Below are 17,118 nucleotides of genomic sequence, written 5' to 3' on the forward strand. Positions count from 1 at the left end.
ATTAGTCAAAGCCAGCGCTTGCCGGTCAGTGTACAAGCGTTAACCTTGGCAACCGACCGCCTTGTGCAAGGGAACTGCCGCAGGTAACCCGACCGCTCCGGGGCACACAGAATGCCCCCACTGTCAGGAGGCTCACGCCCCCATGCTGCACTTTCTGCCTGCCCCGTTGCGTGGCGTCATCGCTGCCCTGCTGTTGGCTGCCAACACCCTGATCTGCTGCTGGCCACTGTTCGCCGTAGCGCTGCTCAAGCTGCTCCTGCCGGTACCGGCGCTCCAACGCGGCCTGCGCTCCGTCATGCATGGCATCGCCGAGTTCTGGATCGGGGTCAACAAGTTCTGGATGAACCTGGTCTGCCGCACCCACTGGGACGTAGCCGGTACGCAGAACTTCGACACCCGCCACTCCTACCTGGTAACCAGCAACCACCAGAGCTGGGTCGATATCCTGGTGCTGCAGTACCAACTGAACCGGCGCATGCCACTGCTCAAGTTCTTCCTCAAGCAGGAGCTGATCTGGGTGCCGGTGATTGGCCTGTGCTGGTGGGCGCTGGAGTTCCCCTTCATGAAGCGCTACTCCAAGGCTTACCTGGCCAAGCACCCGGAGAAGCTCGGCCAGGATCTGGCCACCACGCGCAAGGCGTGCGAGCGCTACAAAAGCAACCCGGTGTCGGTGTTCAACTTCCTCGAAGGCACCCGTTTCACCCAGGCCAAGCATGATCAGCAGGGCTCGGCCTTCCAGTACCTGCTCAAGCCCAAGGCCGGCGGCATCGCTTTCGTGCTGGACGCCATGGGCGAGCAACTGCACTCGATCATCAACGTGACCATCCATTACCCAGGCGGCAGCCCGGGCTTCTGGGATCTGCTCTGTGGGCGTCTGGACAAGGTAGTGGTGCGTTTTGCCGAGCTGCAGATTCCGGCCGAGTTCATCGGCCAGAACTACGACCAGGATGAGAGCTACCGACTGGCCTTCCAGCAGTGGGTCAACCAGCTCTGGGAAGCCAAGGATGCCGAACTGGCGCAGCTGCACCAGCAGTTCCCAGCCACCCGCCGGTAATCAGGCCTCGGGCGCCCAGGTCGCCCAATCGAGCTGGGGCGGAAATGCCCCGGCCTTCTCCACCGACAACCCTGGCGCCACCAGGAAGCCCTGCATGGTGCTGCACTGATGGGCGATCAACCAGTCGCGCTGGGCGAGGGTCTCCACCCCTTCGGCGATCACCTCCAGACCCAGGTGATGGCCCAGGTCGATGATGGTGCTGACGATGGCCGCATCCTTCGGGGAGTCGAGCATGTTGGCGATGAACAGGCGATCGATCTTCAGCGTATCCAGCTCGAAATGGCGCAGGTAGGCCAGCGATGAATAGCCGGTGCCAAAATCGTCGATGGCGATGCGCACCCCCAACGCACGCAGCTGCTGAAGCTGCTCGCGGGTGGTGTCGAGATTCTGCATCAGCGCACTCTCGGTGACTTCCACTTCCAGCTGTGACGGCTTGAGCTGATGGGTCTCCAGCACCCGGCGCAGGTCACCGACCAGCTGCGGCATGCTGAACTGCACCGGACTGACGTTGAGGCTGAGCAGCAGGTCCTCGCCGAATTGCGGACGCCAGGCACGGCACTGCTGAATGCCACGCTGGAAGATCCAGTCGCCCAGGCGGTTGATCAGCCGGGTTTCCTCCAGCAACGGAATGAACACGCCCGGCGCGATGGTGCCGGCGACCCGGTGCTGCCAGCGCAGCAACGCCTCGAAACCGCGCAGGCGGCCGCTGGCCAGGTCGATCTGCGGCTGGTAGACGAGGACGAAATCGTCCTGATCGATGGCCGTGCGCAGGCTCTCCTCGAGCATCAACCGCGAGCGCGCGCGGCCGTTCATTTCCGGGGAGAAGAAGCGGTACTGCTGGCGCCCGGCGCGCTTGGCTTCGTACATGGCCATGTCCGCTGCACGCAGCAGGCCATCGACGGTCTGCCCGCACTCGGGGAAGCAAGCGATACCGACGCTGGCACCCAGGGTGAACTCGACGCCATCGACCTTGTGGCGCACCGACACCAGCTCGATCAGCTTCTCCGCCACCCGCGCCGCATCCTCCGGATGGTCCAGCGAATCGAGCAGCGCGGTGAACTCGTCACCACCCATGCGCGCGAGGATGTCATAGGGGCGCAGGCAGGTTTTCAGCTGCTCGGCCACTGTGCGAAGGATCTCGTCGCCAGCGGCATGCCCCAGGGAATCGTTGACCCGTTTGAAGCCGTCCAGGTCGAGATAGAGCACGGCCATGCGCTTGCCGCTGCGGTCGATGCGCGACAGTGCCGCTTCCAGGGCCTGATTGAAGCCGCGGCGGTTGTACAGGCCGGTCAGCGCATCGGTAATCGCCTGCGACTCGAGCTGAGCATGCAGGTTGCTCACCACCGACATGTCCAGGGCAATCAGCACCATCGCGTTCTGGTACTGCGGCAGTGGTGAGCAGGACAGCGCCACCGGCAGGAAGCTGCCGCTGAAGGTGCTGAGCACGGCATCATGCAGACGATAGGTCTTGCCGGAGCGCCAACTGAGGTAGAACTCGGAGGTCTTCCAGTCCGCCGGCATCTGCGGTGCATGCAGGTAGGAAAGCAGCTGGGTGCCCTGCAAGTCGGCCACTTCGCCGTGGAGCATCTGCGCCATGGCCGGGTTGGCAAAGCTGATCTTACCCTCCTGATCCAGCACCAGAATGCCTTCAGAGGCATTCTCCAGCACCGAGGCATTGAAGGCCCGCGCGCTGTCCAGCTGCTGGCTGAGCTGGAGCAGCTCATGGCGATGACGTTCATGCTCGAGCAAGGCGCTGATCTTGTGCCGCAGCACCTTGGGGTCGAAGGGTTTGAGGATGAAGTCCACGGCGCCGATGGCATAGCCGTGCAGCACCGAATCCTCGGTATGAGCGATGGCAGAGAGAAAGATAATTGGCGTATGCCGGGTGTGCGGGCTGCCACGCATCAGACGGGCGACTTCGAAGCCATCCATCTTTGGCATCTGCACATCCAGCAGGACCAGGCCAACCGGCTCATCAATCATGCACTGCAGGGCGGCCTCGCCGGAATTGACGGTGCGCACATCCCACTCGCCATCACCGAGCAGGGCCTCCATGGCCACCAGGTTTTCTTCGCGGTCATCGACCACCAGCAGCACCTGGGAATCCACCTGCGTATCGAGTTCTAACTGCGCCATATCGCCCTCCTCACGCGCGGCTCGCGGCAGACCATCCGCAATCTGCCCGCCCTGTTCATCCCTGTGCCTGCCGCAACGGTTGCGGAGCAGCGCTCAACCAGCGGTGCAGGTGCTCCAGCAACTCCTGACGACTAACCGGTTTGGCCAGGTAGTCGTCGGCCCCGGCGGTGATGCATTTCTCGCGGTCACCCTTCATCGCATGGGCGGTCAGGGCAATGATCGGCACCCGACAATCGTGCTCTTCCTTGAGCAGGCGTGTGGCGGTGTAGCCGTCCATACGCGGCATCGCCATGTCCATCAGTACCAGATCGAACGGTTGCAGTGCGAAGCGCTCCAGCGCTTCCACACCATCCTTGGCCGGAGTGACAACCAGACCGACCTCGTCCAGCAACGCGGTCATCGCGTAGATGTTACGGATATCGTCATCCACCAGCAGTACACGCTTGCCGGCCAGGCCGGAGCTGTCGCTCTGCGGCTCGCGCACCCCGGACAGGAAGCCTTGCAGGGCAGCGCTCAGCGGACTCAGGTCGTCGCCACTCTTGCGCACCACCACGGCCGAGTAACGGCGCAGGCGTTGCAGATCCTGGCGGGTGACATCCAGGCCGGTGTTGATCACCACCTGGGTCGACTGCAGGGGACGCTGTCGGTCCATGGCTTCGAGCAGCTCGAAACCGTCCTGGTCCGGCAGATCGAGATCGATCACCAGAGCGCTGAAACCTTGCTCCGCATAGGCCTGGCGCGCCGCCTCGGCACTGCTGACCGAGGTGACGGTGAAGCCGAGTTGGCTCAAGTGCTCGTGGTAGTGCTCGCGCTCAATCTCGACGTCCTCCACCAGCAGCAATGGGCGTAGGGTTTGACCAAGGCCGGCGAGCCCGACGAAGACCTGCTCGAGATCATTGCGGCCTATGGGTTTGACCAGATAGCGCGTGCCATCCTCATGCCAGTCCTGTGGCTGCGGCACGCAGGAAATGATGTGTACCGGTATATCGCGGTACTGCGCCAGGCTGCGCAGGCGCCGGTAGATCTGCCAGCCGCTGATATCCGGCAGCAGGATGTCGAGCACTACGGCGACAAAGCGCTCGCTCTGCAGCAGGTTGATCGCCTGTTTGCCACTGCGGCAGAGTACGCTGGAAAAACCATGGGCCTGGGCCTCTTCGGCAATCACCGCGGAGAAATTGAGGTCGTCCTCGATGACCAGCAGCGCCGGCCCCTGACCGCTACGCACGGGCACGCTGCTCAGGGGCTGATCCGGCTCGACCTGAGTCAGAGCCACCACCGGTAACTGCACGATGAAGCGCGAACCTTGCCCAGGCAGGCTCTCCAGGCTGATCTTGCCATCCAGCACTTCGACCAGCTGACGGGTAATCGCTAGCCCCAGACCGGTGCCACCGAAGCGCCGACTGGTGGAACCGTCGATCTGCTGGAAGGCCTGGAAGATCCGCTCATGCTGCTCCGGAGCGATCCCGATGCCGGTATCGCGTACGACAATCTGCAGGGTTTCGCGCTCATCATCCAGCGGTGTTGGCGAGCGACTGATGGAAAGCTCCACCTCACCCGCCTCGGTAAATTTGAGCGCATTAGACAGCAGGTTGCGCAAGATCTGATGCAGGCGCCCGCGGTCGGTATGAATCACCCGCGGCACGCCAGGCTCCAAGGTATTGAGCAGACGCAGGCCCTTGAGCTCGGCCATCGGCCGCAGGCTGGAGTCCAGTTCCACCAGCATGTCGTGGACATTCAGCGGTTCGAGCTTGAGCTGCACCCGCCCCGCTTCGATCTTGGCCAGGTCGAGTACATCGTTGATCAGTTGCAGCAGATCATTGCCGGCCTTGTAGACGATATCGGCATGCTTGACCTGCTTTTCCGTGAGGTTGCCAGCCATGTTCTGCTTCAGCTGTTCACTGAGGATCAGGATGCTGTTCAGCGGCGTGCGCAGCTCATGGGACATGTTGGCGAGGAATTCGGACTTGTAGCGGTTGGCCAGCGCCAGCTGCTCAGCCTGCTCACGCAAGCGCTGCTCGGCAGCCTTGCGCTCGCTGATGTCGATGATCACCGCCTGCACCAGCACATCAGTGCCGCTGCGCAGCGGCGAGAGGCCTACTTCCAGGGGGATCAGGTGACCATCGCGATGCTGGCCGAACAGCTCGCGGTTGCCGCCCATGCGCCGTGGCGACGGGTCGTTGATAAAGCTATCGCGCAGGTGCGGGTGCATCTTGCGCAGGGATTCCGGCAGCAGCTGCTCGACCGGCTGACCCAACAGCTCATCACGCGAGTAGCCGAACATCTGTTCGGTCTGCCGATTGACCATGGCCACCAGACCATGGCCATCGACCAGCACGATGGCGTTGGGCGACGCCTCGACCACCAGGCGGAAACGCTCTTCGGCGGCCTTGCGCTCGCTGATGTCGATAATCACCGCCTGCACCAGCACTTCAGTACCGGCGCGGATCGGTGACAGACCAACCTCCAGGGGAATCTGTCGACCATCGCGATGCTGACCGAACAGCTCGCGGCTGCCGCCCATGCGCCGAGGCTCCGGCGCCGCCTGGAAGTTCTCGCGCATGCCGACGTGGGCCTTGCGAATGGACTCCGGCAAGAGCTTTTCCACCGGCTGGCCGAGGGTCTCTTCGCGGCTATAGCCAAACATCAGCTCGGTCTGCCGATTGACCATGGCGACCCGGCCATGGCTGTCGACCAGCACGATGGCGTTGGGCGATGCCTCGATCACCAGACGGAAACGCTCCTCGCGCTCGCGCACGCCTTGATTGAGGCGTTCGCTGTTGGCCAGCGCACGCTCACGCAGGAACAGGTAACCACCAATCAGCAAGGACAGCAGCAACGCGGCCAGCAAGCCGCTGCCCAGGCCGATGCTCAGGCTGCTGTTGTGCAGCGTCTGCTCGTACTGGGGGGTGCTGCTGACCTTGAGCTGCCAGGTCCGACCGTAGATGTTCAGCGTGCGCTGAGTCTCGAAGCGAGGTTGCTGAGCGTCTGTCGAGACCGCCTTAAGCAATGGGTTGGCGGCATCCTGACTGTCGCGCAGCTCGACCCAGAACAGTTCGCTGCTGCTGCCAAGGATGCCTTGCATCAGGTCGCCCATGCGAAAGGTGCCGGCAACCATGCCCAACACTGCGGCGCGCCGCTCATCGACATTGGTCTGCGGCGCGTTATGGCGATACACCGGCAGGTACAGCAGGGCACCGGCCTGCACATCCTGTTCGATTTCCTGCCTGAGTTTGAGCGGCCCGGTCAGCACCGCTTCACCGCTGTCACGGGCCTGGCTGATGGCCAGGCGCCGGGTCGCCTCGCTGTACATGTCGAAGCCAAGGGCCCGACGGTTGCGCCAGTCCAGCGGATTGATAAAGTCGACGATCAGGTACTCGTCACGCGGCCCTGGGGGATAGGCCTGAAACTCTGGCCGGCCATTGCCGCGCTCGCGCTGCACGAAGGCATCCAGTTCGCTGTCACGCAGGTAGCGGCCCCAGCTCAGGGCCTGGATGCCGGGGTAGCGCTCCTGCAACTGCAACTGGTCCGCCGCACGCTGCCACTCTTCATGGGACACGTCACTACTGCCGGCCATCAATCCGGACATGCCCCGCAGAACCATTTCGTAGGCCAGCATGCGCTCGCGCACACTCTGCTCGATGCCATCCACGGCCAGGGCAAAACGGGCGTTCTGTTCTTCGCGGTTGCTGGCTCCCAGCACCAGCCACTGCCAGGTCACCAGGACACTCAGGCCGGCCAACAGCAAGACGGTGACCAGCAGAGGGATCCAGGGTTTACGCGGTGAAATAGCCGGTGCGGTGTCGTCCATGCACTCTCCTGATCCTTGATTGATGCACGGCAATCGGCGCAGGGACAGGTGTCAGGAACGCGGACTGCAGAACATATGTTGAGCAGTCTAGTCAGGAATTTAAGGCCGTCGAGTGACACGACGGGCGGCACCCAAAATGCAAAAGGCCCCTGTTCGGGGCCTCTTGTAAAGCAGCAGCGGTTATTGCTGGCCGGGCAAGGGGCGCAGGTTGATCTCCACCCGACGGTTCTGTGAACGCCCTTCTGCTGTGGCATTGCTGGCAATCGGTTGATCCGGGCCGGCGCCACGGGTGCTTACGCGGCCGGCATTGACCCCTTGTGCCAGCAGGTAGTTGGCCACGCTCTGCGCACGGCGCTGCGACAGACTCATGTTGTAGGTATGGCTGCCCGTGCTGTCGGTGTGGCCGATAATTTCGATACTGTTCTGGTCGTACTGGCGAAACGAGTTGGCCAGGTTGTTCAGCGGGTTGTAGAAGTTGCTGGCGATCTCCGCCGAATCGGTGGCGAAGGTGATGTTGCCCGGCATGATCAGCTGGATGTTGTCGCCCTGGCGTTCGACCTGCACCCCGGTGCCTTCCATGCTGCGGCGCAGTTCGGCTTCCTGCTTGTCGGCGTAGTAGCCGTAACCGGCACCCGCAGCACCGGCAACAGCGGCACCGATCAGCGCACCCTTGCCACGGTTGTCATGGTTGATCGCCGCACCGGCGACTGCACCGGCCAGGGCACCGAGACCACCGTATTTGGCGGTCTTGCTCATGCCACCCGTGCTCTGTTCAGCGCTTGGATTGTCGTACGGGTTTTGCGAGGCACAGCCGGTCATCAGGGCGGCCAGGGTAGCGGCGAGGACGAGGCGTGAAGGGGTAAACATGGTTGAAGCTCCTGAGGCAGTCTTGCGTGCAGATAAACAGATGAAGTTTAGAGCACTGGCCGCGCAGAAGATTCCCTCGCGGCACAATCAGCCACAGCCAGCGTGCCAGCCTCAGGCGCGAATAAAGGGATTCTCGCGCATTTCATCACCCAGCCGCGTGTCCGGCCCATGCCCGGTGACCACGGTGGCTTCCTCGTCCAGGCTGTACAGACGCTGCTTAATTGAACGCTCGATGGTGGCGTAGTCACCACCCCACAGGTCAGTGCGCCCGATACCGCGACGGAACAGGGTGTCGCCGGCGATCAGCAACTTGTCCTGGGGAAACCAGAAACTCATCGAGCCTGGCGTATGCCCTGGGGTATGCAGCGCCACGCCACAGCCACAGGCCAGTTCCTCATCATCGGCCAGCCACTGGTCCGGCGCCGGCACCGGGGTATAGGGCACACCAAACATGCGGCATTGCATCTCCAGGTTGTCCCAGAGGAACTGGTCCTCCTTGTGCAGGTGCAGCGTGGCACCAGTCTTCTCTTTCATCTGGCCCGAAGCGAGGAAGTGATCGAGATGGGCATGAGTGTGAATGATGCTCACCACTTGCAGGCCATGGGCCTCCAGGCGCGCCATGATCAACTCGGGATTGCCGCCCGGATCAACCACGATGGCCTTCTTGGTCAACGGGTCGCCAATGATGGTGCAGTTGCACTGTAACGGCCCGACGGGGAAGGTTTCACGAATCAGCTGGGGCTGGGGGCTGGTGCTCATTGGACAATCCTCATCGATGATCAGGGCCGGCACGATAATCGTTCGGCTGCCGCCCCGTCCATTTGCGGAAGGCGCGGCGGAAATTGGAGGGGTCACTGAAACCCAGCAATGCGGCGATTTCATAGAGCGGCAGGTGGGTAGTGCTCAGGTACTGCAAGGCCAGGCGCTTACGCACCTCATCGAGGATCTGCTGGTAACTGGTCCCCGAACCGGCCAGATGACGCCGCAGACTGCGACCACTGATGTGCAAGGCCCGCGCAGCACTATCCAGATCGGGAAACTCGCCTGGACGGGCCAGCAGCAGACGGCGCACCCGGCTGAGCAAGCCGTCCTGCACATCGAGTGTCGCCAGCAGAGCTTCGCATTGCTGTTCGCACATCTGCATGGTCGCCGGATTGGCCAGGGCCATCGGCCGATCCAGATAGGCTCGCGGCAGACTCAGCCAGTGCCAGGGTTGCTCGAACGATGCTGCAACGCCGAAGACGTCGCGGTAGCGATCAGCATAGTTGGGAGCCGGATAGGAAAAGCCAAGCGCCACGCCTTGCGGTGTCTCGCCGAGAAGGAACTGGGCGATGCTGTAAAGACTGGCCAACAGACCTTCTGCGGCAAAACGGCTGAGCGCTCCGAGCGGAATCGACTCGCTGGCCCGCAACTCCAGGCGGTCAGCATGTTCGATCAGCTCCAGATCGAAGCTCAGCCCGAGGACGCGGTAATACTTGAGCGCAAAGTGCAGGGCCTTCTCCAGGGTGGCACTGGAGAGCAGTGCATAGCCAAGAATGCCATGGGCCGAGGCGTTCAGGCGCTGCCCCAGCAACAGCCCCAGGGCTGGATCGTCAGCCGCCAGCAACGCGGCGTTGGCGAGCTGGCGGAAGTCGAGAAAAGACAGCCTGCCAGCTGGATTCTGCAGAACCTGCGGGGCGATGCCGGCGGCGAACAAGAGCTGATCACGCGGCACGCCCAGCTCCCCGGCAAGCTCGATCAGAGCTTGAGCGTAAGCCAGCGGAACCAGCGCGGAGTTCAGCGTGAGCAGCTTCTTCATCAGTCTGCCGCCTATCAGCAGTGGCCGGAAATGACCCGAATAATGGCAGAAGATAACCTTGCCCGCCGAAACCCGACAAGCCCATAGTCCAAGGGTCTGTTGCCGCTTCGTTCGTGAGCCGCGTTGCTGCAAAAAATCGCGCCAGACTAGGCGCGGGACGCAGGCAATGGTCATCCCTTGGCAAGTCCCGCAACGACGCATGGCGCGATTTTTCGCGCAACCCGAAGGGACGGGCCCGTTTTTGCGCGGAACGTCGTTACTCGACGACTCATTTGGACCACCAAACTTCGCGTCTCGCGCCTAGCTCCGCGCAAAAACGGGCTCCGTCGCGACCACGAACGAAGCGGCAACAGACCCTGTAACCATAACAATTAAAGGGGAGGCAGCATGCCCAGCCCGACACCGCCAGACCTGCTGATCAAGGCACGCCAGCCCGGCTTTACCCTGCCCCAGCCCTGGGTGCGCCACTGGCACGACGACAATGCCTTCAAGAGCCACTTCTTCGATGCCATGTCGCTGCTGTTCCCTGATGGCGAACGCTTCTTCATCGACTCGGTGCGACACTACCGCGACCAGGCCACGGACCCGCACCTGCAGAAGCAGATCAGTGGATTCATCGGCCAGGAGGCACATCACAGCCGCGAGCATGATCGCTATAGCGAGGCACTACGCCACTGCGGCTACGACCTCGACTACCTGGAGCATCGGCTGAAGCGCCGCCTGGCATTTGTGCGCAAGCATCTGCCGCCCAAGTTGCACCTGGCTTCCACCGTGGCTGTGGAACACTTCACCGCCATCATGGCCGACGCCATCCTGCAGAACCCGAATTGGCTGGCCGGAGCCGAGCCGAGCATGGCCAAACTGTGGCGTTGGCATGCACTGGAAGAAAGCGAACACAAGGCAGTCGCCTTCGATCTGTATCAACAGGTCTGCGGCAGTGTCTGGCTGCGGCGGCGAGCCATGCTGCACAGCACGCTGTATTTCACCCTGGATACCTTCAAAGGCCTGGTGCACATGCTCAAGCGCGATGGACTGCTGTGGAACTGGCGGGTATGGCGCGATGGGCTGGGCTGGCTGTGGGGAAGTCGGGGCATCCTGCGGCCGCTGGTGCGCACCTACCTGGACTTCTACAAGCGCGACTTCCACCCTTGGCAACACGACAACATGCAGGTGATTCTGCACTACCGCCGCGAGTTCGACGGCGTGGTCGAAGCCGCTTAAAAACTGCGCCTGCCTGATTCTTTAACCGGAACGAAACGGCAGCAGCGCTTAACGCAACAGCCCCAGGCTCTTGGCCCGCGCCACGGCCTGGGTGCGCCGCTCCACCCCCAGCTTGCTGTTGATGTGGCGGGCATGGGTCTTCACGGTATGCAGCGAGATGAACAGACGCTCGCTAATTTCCTGATTCGAACAGCCCAGCGCAATCAGGCGCAGAACCGCCAGCTCGCGGGTACTCAGACTCTCAGCCACACCCAGAAAAGCGAAGCTCTGCCCTACTTCCGCACTTTCCGGCAAATGCAGCTGCAAGGCCTCGGTCAGGGCGGTGTTCGGTGCCGTCTGCAACTGCTCGCGCAACCAGTCCGGCTGGTGGGCAAGCAATTCGTGGAAGGGTAACAGGCAACCACCGGCAGCAGCCTCCAGGCAACTCAGCAGTTGCTGCTGAGCTTCCCGTTCACGACCGGTGGAACACAACAGCAAGGTCAACTGGACATGAGCAAACGTGCCGAGCAACTGCCCACCGCAGCTCTGCGCTCTTATCACCAGAGCCCGCAGACGACGCTCGGCAGCCTCCACCTGGCCCTGACGACGCTCCAGCGCAGCACGGTGAATTTCGATATGCAGGGACAGCTGTGGATGGAACTCCGGTGCCGTCGCCGCCTGCTCGCCGCTGTAGGTATCGGCCAGACGCATCAACCAGGCATTGGCCAGCTCGACCTGCCCCTGGGTCAACCACAACTCACACTTGCTCAGGGTGATCATCGCCAGGTAGTAGACCGGCGGCACATCCCAGATATGCATCAGCCGCTCGGCCTCAGCCAGATAGGCAAAGGCCTCGGCGAAACGCCCAGAGCGTCCTTCCTGGCTGGCCAGAATGCAATAGCCGATCAACAGGCTGATGTCTCGACAACCACGGGCTTCGGCCACGCCGGCCAACAGCCGATTCTTCGCCTCATCGGGTTGCAGACGCAATGCCAGCAGGAAGCCTTCATACAAGGTCAGCCGTGCCCGCACGGCATATAGACGCTGCGCCGGCAGCTCGCGCAGGCATTGCAGGCCGTGACGCACCTCTTCGAGTGCACGAGTCACTTCGCCACGTGCCTGCAGCACCCGGCCACGATCGTAGTGACAGAAGGCCTCGAACAGCGGGTTACCCTGGCGCTGGGCCAACTCCAGGGCCTCGCGATTGAGACCGCGGGCACGCCACAGATCACCGCTGACCACTGCCAGATTGGCCAGGGTCGACAGGCACAAAAGCCGCGGCCCGAAGCGTTGTATCGGCAAGGTCGCCAGGGCCGCCGTGCAATATTCCTCGGCTCGCGTGCTATCACCACGGCCCCGGGCAATCACGCCACTTACGGCGAGCCATTGGGCCAGCAGCGATTGTTGCTCCACCGCCGAGGGGGCAGGCAAAAAACGCACAAGCTGGCTGGCCAGGTCTTCCGCCGCATCCAGCTGGCAAGCCAGGGCCAGAGCCCAGCTGTACAACACGATCAGGCGCGGCGTGCTGCTCAGCAGGCTATCGGGCAAATCCATCTTCCAGCGCAGCAGCATGGCCACATTCTGTTCGGCCAGCAGATGCTCTTCGGAGAAGTTTTGCACCAGGCTGGCGGCCACATCCGGCTGACCGGCGCGCAGGGCCTGCTCCACCGCCTCATCGAGCACGCCTTGCCCACTGAACCAGCGGCAAGCGCGCAAGTGCAGGCTCGACAGCGGCAGCGACAACCCGAGGGCTGGACTGGCGCGCAGCAAGTCGGAAAACAGGTGGTGATAGCGGAACCAGCGCCCATGCTCATCAAGTGGCACCAGAAATATCTGGTTGGCCTGCAAGTGTTGCAGGATAGCCGCGCTGTCATGGCTCTCACGCACCGCATCGCACAGTTCGACGCAGAAACGCTCCAGGCACGCCGTATCGTAGAGGAAGCTCTGCACCTCGGCGGGCTGGCGCTCAATCACTTCTTCAAGCAAGTAGTCGCGAATCAGTCCCTGGGCGCCGTGCAGATCCCGCACCGACTCTTCGCTACCTGCTTCATCCGCCGTCAGCAGCCACAGGCGCAGCCCAGCCACCCAACCCTCACTGCGCTGCAGGAGATTGCGCAAGGCCTCGCCATCGAGACTCGCTCCCTGGCTGGCCAGCAGCTCTTGGGTCTCCTCCGTGGTCAGACGCAGATCCTGCTCCTGCAGCTCAAGCAACAGCCGTGACAGGCGCAGGCGGGCCAGATGCCAGTCCGGACGCTGGCGGCTGGTGACCAGCAGCAGCATTCCGGCGGGCAGGTGATTGAGGAAAAACTGCAGGCAACGATCCAGCACCGCGCCCTGGGCCAGGTGGTAATCGTCGAGGACCAGCAAAAGCGGAGCCGCAGGATCCAGGCGTTGCCCCAACTCATCGAGCAGCCCATCCAGCAGCTCTTCAAAGGCAAACGGCTGATGGCGCTGGCGCATCTTCAACAGGCCCAGCGCTTCCTCGCCAATCGTTGGGAACGACTGGCGCAAGCCATCAAGTAGACGCTCCAGGAAACGTCCGGGATCGCTGTCGCGCCGACTCAGGCCAAGCCAGAGGCTCTGCCACTGCTCTGGCAAGCGCTCGCAAAACTCGATGGCCAGTGAACTCTTGCCGAAGCCTGCTGGCGCACAGACCAACATCAAACGCCCCGCCATTCCCTCGGCAAGCCGTTCACATAAACGGGGACGCAAAACGTATCCGTCTGGCAACGGCGGGCGAAAGAAACGCCCTTCCCCAGGATTGACAGGCAAACAGGCGATGCTGGGCGAGCGGGACAGGTCAGTCACTGGGCAGATTGCGGCTCATCGGCGGTTAAATGAGCGCAGCCTATCCCCTTGCTCCCCGTATTTGAAGCCCGCTTCGTCCCCGGAAAGAAAAAAGCCGGCACTAGGCCGGCTTTTTCTTGTTGCGGGTAGCGGATTAACGCACGCCAGCCTGACGCAGGGCTGCCGGGGTGTAATCGCTGGTGCCAGCCTTGTAGTTGAAGTCGTAGGATTGTTTTTCCTCGTTCTTCATACCCAGGGCCAGGTAACGACCGGAGATGATGTCGTACAGGGTTTCCACGGTGTACCACGGTACTTCTTTGTCGTAGTAGTACTGAGCATGGGCTTCAGCCACACGCCACAGGGCACCACGACCGTCGTAGTGGTCGATTACCGCGGCCTGCCAGGTATCTTCATCAATGTACACATCACGCTTGGCGTAGATGTGACGCTCGCCCGCCTTCAGGGTACCAGTCACGTGCCATACACGGTGCAGCTCGTAACGGCTCATTTCCTGGTTGATGTGGCCCGGCTTGATGATATCGGCGTACTTGGCCTTCGGCGAATCCAGCTCGTAGGTGTTGTACGGAATATAGATTTCCTTCTTGCCGTTCAGCTTCCAGTCATAACGGTCAGGAGCACCGTTGTACATGTCGAAGTTGTCGGAAGTACGCAGACCGTCGGAAGCGGTACCTGGGCCGTCGTAGGAAACCTGCGGGGCACGGCGTACGCGACGCTGACCGGCGTTGTACAGCCAGGCCAGACGCGGCTCTTTCACCTGGTTGAGGGTTTCGTGCACCAGCAGCACGTTACCAGCCAGACGCGAAGGAGCAGTTACGCGCTGTTTGAAGTAGAACAGGATGTTGCTCGGCTTGCTCGGGTCGTAGTCGGTCAGACTGGTCGGGAAGCTGAACTCATCCTGGAAGTACACCAGGCTGTAGGAACCGTTCGGCTGCGGAGTGGCCTGGGTAACCAGACGACGGACACTGCCACCGCGGTAGCGGGTGATCTGGTTCCAGATCGCTTCCAGGCCGTTCTGCGGCATCGGGAAGGGGTACGCGGACTTGAAGTTCTCCAGGCCGTTACCACCTTCGACCAGCTTGGTATTGGCGGCGTTGAACTTGGCATCGTCCTGTACGTTCTGCGGCACAGTGGCGGAGCGATGGGTCTTGTACACCGGAATCTTGTAGCTGTCCGGATAGCGCTTGAACATCGCTACCTGACCCGGGGTCAGTTTGTCCTTGTACTGATCCAGATTCTGCGCAGTGATGGTGAACAGCGGCTGCTCACCAGCGAACGGGTTGGACAGGAAGCCACGATCATCAACCGTACCGGCGTTTTTTGGCAGACCACCAGTCCACTCGGGAATCGAGCCATCGGCGTTACCAGCCTTCTCCGCCCCCAGCGGAGTCAGGCTGTTGCCCAGTTTGGCTACTTCATCGGCAGAAACTGCAGCCATCACGCTGGTAGCCATCAGGGACAGAGCCAGAGCACCGGATTGCAGCAAGAACTTTGTTGTTTTCATTTGCATGTCTTTCCTCAAAGGATCCTGAGCGCTTAGAAGTTCGCGCCGAAGCTGAGCGCTACGAAGTCACGGTCGATCGAAGTGTTGTAGTCGCCACCAAAGAAGTCGGTGTAGGACAGGTTGGCGGTGTAGGTGTTCTGGTATTCAGCTTCTACGGCCAGGCTCACAGCCTTGCGGCCTTCCTCGAAGTTGGCACCCGGGCCAGGCGAGTAACCATCCACGTCATGCGACCAGGCCACGCTCGGACGCAGGTTCACACCGGCAAACACATCCGGGTAATCCCAGATCGCACGGGTACGATAGCCCCAGGAGCTGTGAGTGGTGTAGCCGTCGTCGTTGCAGTCCTTGGTGGCGTTGGAGAAGTCGGCATTGTCGACAGCACCACCAACGGTGGAGTTATTCAAGAGTTCACAAGTGCCATTCGGAAGTTCACCCGGACCGAAGACCGGATCACGTCCATAACGCGCTTCGCTAGTGTGCTCCAGGCCACCGACAAAAGTCATACCAACCTCGCCCACCAGAGTCAAACGGCTTGCACCCATGACCTGATCGAGGAAGTGGGTGAAAGTAGTCTGGATCTGGGTAACTTCCTTACGGTTATAGCCGTGGCGAGTAGCACCAACTCCCCCCTCCAACACAGAAGCATCAGCATAGGGGTTGTCGACATTTGGGTTGTTCAACGGACGGACAGCCGAGTAGAGAACGTCCGTGGTATTGAGCGCAACCGGAGCGTTGGGACGATAGCTGACCTCGCCACTCCATGCAGTGCCGGTGGGCAACGTAGTGGAGAAGCTCAGACCATAAAGGCGGATGTCTTCCGGATACTCGATGAAATAGCTGGAGCTACCGGCAATCGCCAGTGCCGATGCAGCACCATTTCTAACTCCCAAAACACCGTTGGCAACGTCATACACGTCCTGGCCAGGCGCAGTGGCACTGAGAATCGGTGCACGACTGTGGTAGTTCATGGCATAGGCGCCGAACTCGGTATCCAGAGGCTCGGAGAAGTAGCGGAATGCCAAGCCCCATTGACCGCTATCGCGAGCATCGCGATCATCCGCGCGTGCAACCAAGTTGCCCTCGCCATTGACATCCAGCGGATCCAGACCATTACCAACCAGGATCGGGTTCAGTACGCCGTTGACCAAGGCTTCGTTGTTGGTCAGCAGGCGCAGGTTGTCGTCGCAACCATCTGCCGCCACGTCAACCTGGGAGAAGAAGGTGCCGCAGTTGTCGACTACGGTCTGCTCCCACTCCAGCTGATAGAAAGCCTCCATCGACAGGTTGTCGGTCAGGCTCTGCGACACATAGAACATGTTGACCGGGATCAGACCTTCCTTGACCTCGGCACCCGGGCGACGGAAAGCGGAAACGTCGACCGGGTTGATGGCGTTGATGCTGTTCTGGATGAAGGTACTTTCACCCCAGCTCACTACCTGCTTGCCCAGACGCACGGAGCCCGGCTGATCGGCAATGGAGTAGTTGTGGTAGACGAAGGCGTCGAGGATTTCCGCACCGGATGCCTGAGCGCCCTCTTTACGGTTGCTGTCGTCGATATCCTTGAACAGGCGGCTTTCGTCCTTCAGTTCGAAGTCGTACCAGTACTTGCCACGGACGAACACGCCTGTGTCGCCGTACTTCAGCTCCAGGTCGTGGATACCCTTGAAGATCTTCGAGAAGGTTTCGCCCTTCTTGAAGTTCAGGCGACCGTCGTCGGTGGTCTGCGACAGGCCTTGCCCACCGTTGTTGACACCAATCAGGTCAGGATCGGCACTTTTGGTGGACCAGCTGGCACCCACGGAGAGAGAGGAGTCGAGCTGACCCTCGATCTCACCGATGTTGAAGGTGACGCCGAATGCCGGGGCAGCCAGGGTTGAGGCAAGGCTGACTGCCAGAGGCAGCTTGGCCAGACGCCAGAACGGTTTAGTTGTTGTCATCGACGCTAC

10 protein-coding genes are annotated in these 17,118 nt (G+C 61.6%); 2 read left to right on the forward strand and 8 right to left on the reverse strand.

The window, feature by feature from the left end; all coding sequences use genetic code 11:
* The first annotated feature begins 142 nt into the window (after positions 1 to 142).
* Positions 143 to 1,054, forward strand: coding sequence for an acyltransferase (locus H3H45_RS11925; RefSeq protein ID WP_182833970.1), 912 nt, complete (start codon positions 143 to 145; stop codon positions 1,052 to 1,054).
* Here the strand turns inward: H3H45_RS11925 and H3H45_RS11930 are convergent, their stop codons facing one another.
* The 5 genes from H3H45_RS11930 to H3H45_RS11950 form a co-directional block, all read right to left on the reverse strand.
* A complete protein-coding gene (locus H3H45_RS11930) occupies positions 1,055 to 3,190 on the reverse strand; it encodes a putative bifunctional diguanylate cyclase/phosphodiesterase (protein ID WP_182833971.1) in 2,136 nt (711 codons plus the stop codon). It abuts the gene before it with no gap.
* A gap of 55 nt (positions 3,191 to 3,245) precedes the next feature.
* Entirely contained in the window at positions 3,246 to 6,998 is a 3,753-nt protein-coding gene (locus H3H45_RS11935) for a CHASE domain-containing protein (RefSeq protein WP_182833972.1), read from the reverse strand.
* Between the two features lie 180 nt (positions 6,999 to 7,178).
* Positions 7,179 to 7,865 carry an OmpA family protein gene (locus H3H45_RS11940; RefSeq protein WP_182833973.1) on the reverse strand — a complete coding sequence of 229 codons (687 nt, stop codon included), beginning with the start codon at positions 7,863 to 7,865 and terminating at the stop codon, positions 7,179 to 7,181.
* Between the two features lie 111 nt (positions 7,866 to 7,976).
* Positions 7,977 to 8,624 (reverse strand): MBL fold metallo-hydrolase, encoded by a 648-nt coding sequence (locus H3H45_RS11945; RefSeq protein ID WP_182833974.1) that lies wholly within the window; start codon positions 8,622 to 8,624, stop codon positions 7,977 to 7,979.
* 10 nt (positions 8,625 to 8,634) lie between these two features.
* Complete coding sequence (locus H3H45_RS11950) at positions 8,635 to 9,663, reverse strand: AraC family transcriptional regulator (RefSeq protein WP_182833975.1); 1,029 nt, start codon at positions 9,661 to 9,663, stop codon at positions 8,635 to 8,637.
* Between the two features lie 387 nt (positions 9,664 to 10,050).
* On the opposite strand from H3H45_RS11950, the gene H3H45_RS11955 reads away from it, so the two are divergent.
* The gene (locus tag H3H45_RS11955; protein ID WP_182833976.1) at positions 10,051 to 10,884 is read left to right on the forward strand and encodes a metal-dependent hydrolase; all 834 of its coding nucleotides are present in this window, start codon (positions 10,051 to 10,053) and stop codon (positions 10,882 to 10,884) included.
* A 48-nt stretch (positions 10,885 to 10,932) separates the two neighbouring features.
* On the opposite strand, the gene H3H45_RS11960 is transcribed toward H3H45_RS11955, so the two are convergent.
* The 3 genes from H3H45_RS11960 to H3H45_RS11970 all read right to left on the reverse strand — a co-directional run bounded on the left by H3H45_RS11960 (position 10,933) and on the right by H3H45_RS11970 (position 17,109).
* Complete coding sequence (locus H3H45_RS11960; protein ID WP_328822335.1) at positions 10,933 to 13,671, reverse strand: LuxR C-terminal-related transcriptional regulator; 2,739 nt, start codon at positions 13,669 to 13,671, stop codon at positions 10,933 to 10,935.
* A 133-nt stretch (positions 13,672 to 13,804) separates the two neighbouring features.
* On the reverse strand, positions 13,805 to 15,172 hold the full coding sequence (locus tag H3H45_RS11965; RefSeq protein ID WP_182833978.1) for a DUF1329 domain-containing protein: 1,368 nt from the start codon (positions 15,170 to 15,172) through the stop codon (positions 13,805 to 13,807).
* Positions 15,173 to 15,204: 32 nt separating this feature from the next.
* Positions 15,205 to 17,109 (reverse strand): DUF1302 domain-containing protein, encoded by a 1,905-nt coding sequence (locus H3H45_RS11970; protein ID WP_182833979.1) that lies wholly within the window; start codon positions 17,107 to 17,109, stop codon positions 15,205 to 15,207.
* Positions 17,110 to 17,118 lie beyond the last annotated feature (9 nt).

This window comes from Aquipseudomonas guryensis, from assembly GCF_014164785.1.
In the GTDB taxonomy this organism is placed as follows: domain Bacteria; phylum Pseudomonadota; class Gammaproteobacteria; order Pseudomonadales; family Pseudomonadaceae; genus Aquipseudomonas; species Aquipseudomonas guryensis.

Bases quoted from the DNA above. Each gene is read 5' to 3' on its own strand.
- H3H45_RS11925 (WP_182833970.1), top strand. From the start codon at position 143: ATGCTGCACTTTCTGCCTGCCCCGTTGCGTGGCGTCATCGCTGCCCTG.
- H3H45_RS11930 (WP_182833971.1), bottom strand. From the start codon at position 3,190: ATGGCGCAGTTAGAACTCGATACGCAGGTGGATTCCCAGGTGCTGCTG.
- H3H45_RS11935 (WP_182833972.1), bottom strand. From the start codon at position 6,998: ATGGACGACACCGCACCGGCTATTTCACCGCGTAAACCCTGGATCCCT.
- H3H45_RS11940 (WP_182833973.1), bottom strand. From the start codon at position 7,865: ATGTTTACCCCTTCACGCCTCGTCCTCGCCGCTACCCTGGCCGCCCTG.
- H3H45_RS11945 (WP_182833974.1), bottom strand. From the start codon at position 8,624: ATGAGCACCAGCCCCCAGCCCCAGCTGATTCGTGAAACCTTCCCCGTC.
- H3H45_RS11950 (WP_182833975.1), bottom strand. From the start codon at position 9,663: ATGAAGAAGCTGCTCACGCTGAACTCCGCGCTGGTTCCGCTGGCTTAC.
- H3H45_RS11955 (WP_182833976.1), top strand. From the start codon at position 10,051: ATGCCCAGCCCGACACCGCCAGACCTGCTGATCAAGGCACGCCAGCCC.
- H3H45_RS11965 (WP_182833978.1), bottom strand. From the start codon at position 15,172: ATGAAAACAACAAAGTTCTTGCTGCAATCCGGTGCTCTGGCTCTGTCC.
- H3H45_RS11970 (WP_182833979.1), bottom strand. From the start codon at position 17,109: ATGACAACAACTAAACCGTTCTGGCGTCTGGCCAAGCTGCCTCTGGCA.